Raw genomic sequence first — 3,060 nt, 5'->3', positions numbered from 1 at the left:
TTCTCTGTCCGCTTTTTTGCTGAGTGCCTGTCTGAAACGGGCTTTCAGCAAAGAAAACCACAAACTGCCAGCCTGACCGTATGCGCTTTGGTCCCCTTCACGGGAAACAGCGAGGGGCGGTAGCGTGTCAAGGAACCGACAAAGAGAGATATTCATGGAAAATCCAGCCATCCTGTTACGTCGTCTGAACCCTTACTGTGCCCGGGCCATGGAGGGTGCGGCTTCTCTGTGCCAGACCCGCGCCCATGCAGATATCCTGCCTGAGCACTGGCTGCTGAAACTGCTGGAGCAGGGGGAGGGGGATCTCACCGTGCTGGCCCGTCGCTACGAATGGGATATGGATACCATCTGGCAGGATTTGCTGTGCTGGCTGGACAAGCAGCCGCGCTCAGTACGTCAGCGCCCGCAGCTGTCTGACACTATTCAAACGCTGATGCAGCAAGCCTGGCTGTTGGCTTCACTCGCTGGAGAAGAGCAAATCCGCAGTGTGCATCTGCTGATGGCACTGGTGGATAAGCCAAAACTGGCGCGCTGTGATGGTCTGTGGCCGTTACTGACGCTCGGCCAGAGTCAGCTTGAGCGTCTTCGTCCGCTGTTGGATACGCAGTCGGATGAACGTCCGGAGGTTCAGCAGGAAGCGAAGCTGGCACAGAGCCATGGCGGCGAGGTCGAATTCGTTGGCCGCCCGGTTGGCGCGGGGGGGAAAGACGACGAACTGACCCCGGCGCTACAGAACGCGCTGGATAAATTCACCCTCGATATCACCGCCAAAGCGAAAGAGGGCAAGATTGACCCGGTGTTCGGCCGCGATACCGAAATCCGTCAAATGGTCGATATTCTCTCGCGTCGCCGCAAGAACAACCCCATTCTGGTCGGTGAACCGGGTGTCGGTAAAACCGCGCTGGTTGAGGGCCTGGCGCTGCGTATTGCCGAAGGCAACGTCCCGGAGTCCCTCAAATTGGTGAGCCTACGTACCCTCGACCTGGGCCTGTTGCAGGCGGGCGCAGGCGTGAAAGGCGAGTTCGAACAGCGTCTGAAAAACGTCATTGATGCCGTGCAGCAGTCACCCATCCCGATTTTGCTGTTTATCGATGAGGCCCACACCATTATCGGTGCTGGCAACCAGGCAGGGGGCGCAGATGCGGCCAACCTGCTGAAACCGGCGCTGGCTCGTGGCGAACTGCGCACCATTGCCGCTACCACCTGGAGTGAATACAAACAGTACTTCGAGCGCGATGCCGCTCTGGAACGCCGTTTTCAGATGGTGAAGGTCGACGAGCCGGATGATGTCACCGCGTGCCTGATGCTGCGTGGCCTGAAATCCCGCTACGCCGAACACCATAATGTGCATATCACCGACAATGCGGTGCGTGCCGCGGTCACATTATCCCGCCGTTACCTGACCGGCCGCCAGCTGCCGGACAAAGCTGTCGACCTGTTGGATACCGCCGCCGCGCGTGTGCGGATGAGCCTCGACACCGTGCCGGAACAAATTGTGCGCCTGAAAGCGCAACTGACCGCGCTGGCGCTGGAGGAGCAGGCGCTGCTGGAAGATATTGCGGCAGGTAGCAACCGTCATGGTGACCGTCTGAGTGCCATTGAACAACAGCGTGCACCGCTGGAAAGCACTCTGCAGCAGTTGGAAATCCGCTTCACTGATGAAAAACGGCTGGCACAGCAGTTGATGACCAGCCGTCAGGACATCAGCCAGCAGGCTGAGATTTCCGACCTGCAACAGCAGCTCGAACAGGCACAACAGGGTGATGTGCTGGTTCAGGTGGATGTGGACACCCGCACGGTTGCCAACGTGATTGCCGACTGGACCGGCGTGCCGCTGTCTTCCCTGATGAAAGACGAGCAGACCGAACTGCTGACGCTCGAAAACGAAATCGGCAAACGTGTCGTCGGTCAGGATGTGGCGCTTGAAGCCATTGCCCAGCGCCTGCGTGCGGCGAAAACTGGACTGACGTCAGAGAATGGTCCACAGGGTGTGTTCCTGCTGGTTGGCCCGAGTGGCGTCGGTAAGACTGAAACCGCACTGGCGCTGGCGGATGTGCTGTATGGCGGTGAGAAGTCACTGATTACCATCAACCTGTCCGAGTACCAGGAGCCGCACACTGTTTCCCAGTTGAAAGGCTCACCACCGGGCTACGTGGGTTACGGTCAGGGCGGCATCCTCACCGAAGCCGTGCGCAAGCGTCCGTACAGCGTGGTGCTGCTCGATGAAGTGGAAAAAGCTCACTGCGACGTCATGAACCTGTTCTACCAGGTGTTCGACCGCGGCTTTATGCGTGACGGCGAAGGCCGTGAAATCGACTTTCGCAATACAGTTATTCTGATGACCTCGAACCTCGGCAGTGACCATCTGATGCAACTGCTCGATGAGCAGCCGGACGCGACCGAGGGCGACCTGCACGAACTGCTGCGTCCGGTTTTGCGCGACCATTTCCAGCCGGCACTGCTGGCCCGCTTCCAGACGGTGATTTATCGTCCGCTGAGTGAGCCGGCCATGCGCACCATCGTGGAGATGAAGCTCGCACAGGTCAGTAAGCGTCTGAATCGTCACTACGGCCTGACCACACACATTGACGAGAGCCTGTATGACGCACTCACTGCTGCCTGCCTGCTGCCGGACACCGGCGCGCGCAACGTCGACAGCCTGCTCAACCAGCAAATCCTGCCGGTGCTGAGCCAGCAGTTGCTGGCCCACATGGCGGTGAAACAGAAGCCACGCAGCCTGACGCTGGAATGGAGTGAGGAAGAAGGGATTGGGCTTGAGTTTTATTAACAGGCTTATCTAAAAGGTAACAATTATGGACAGCGCAAAAGAGATTGCCAGAGATATGCTTGAGGCCATAAATGTTGATGAGGCCGGGTTTATCGGCGCTGTGGTGAAAGGCATTATTTCCTTACCCGTCAGCCTTGCCTATCTTGGCTATGATTTTATAGACACTGAACACCACAGAGAGATTCAAGGTGATAAATTTCGGTTAGCAGCGCTGGTTAAAAAAATAACCTTTAACGATGAAACTATCTATAAGGTTATTAAACCCTTTATAG

The 3,060-nt window shown here is 57.3% G+C and carries 1 protein-coding gene and 1 pseudogene; both read left to right on the top strand.

All coding sequences use genetic code 11. The features are described from left to right. The first annotated feature begins 154 nt into the window (after positions 1–154). Positions 155–2,788 carry a type VI secretion system ATPase TssH gene (tssH, locus tag NNO02_RS22910; RefSeq protein WP_271455837.1) on the top strand — a complete coding sequence of 878 codons (2,634 nt, stop codon included), beginning with the start codon at positions 155–157 and terminating at the stop codon, positions 2,786–2,788. A 25-nt stretch (positions 2,789–2,813) separates the two neighbouring features. Next, positions 2,814–3,060 (top strand): annotated as a pseudogene (locus NNO02_RS22905) (hypothetical protein); the annotation flags it as partial.

This window comes from Citrobacter sp. Awk 2, from assembly GCF_028069815.1.
In the GTDB taxonomy this organism is placed as follows: domain Bacteria; phylum Pseudomonadota; class Gammaproteobacteria; order Enterobacterales; family Enterobacteriaceae; genus Citrobacter.
Note: the sequence above shows the minus strand (reverse complement) of the source record. Positions and strands in the feature narration are given on the sequence as shown.

Bases quoted from the DNA above. Each gene is read 5' to 3' on its own strand.
- tssH (WP_271455837.1), top strand. From the start codon at position 155: ATGGAAAATCCAGCCATCCTGTTACGTCGTCTGAACCCTTACTGTGCC.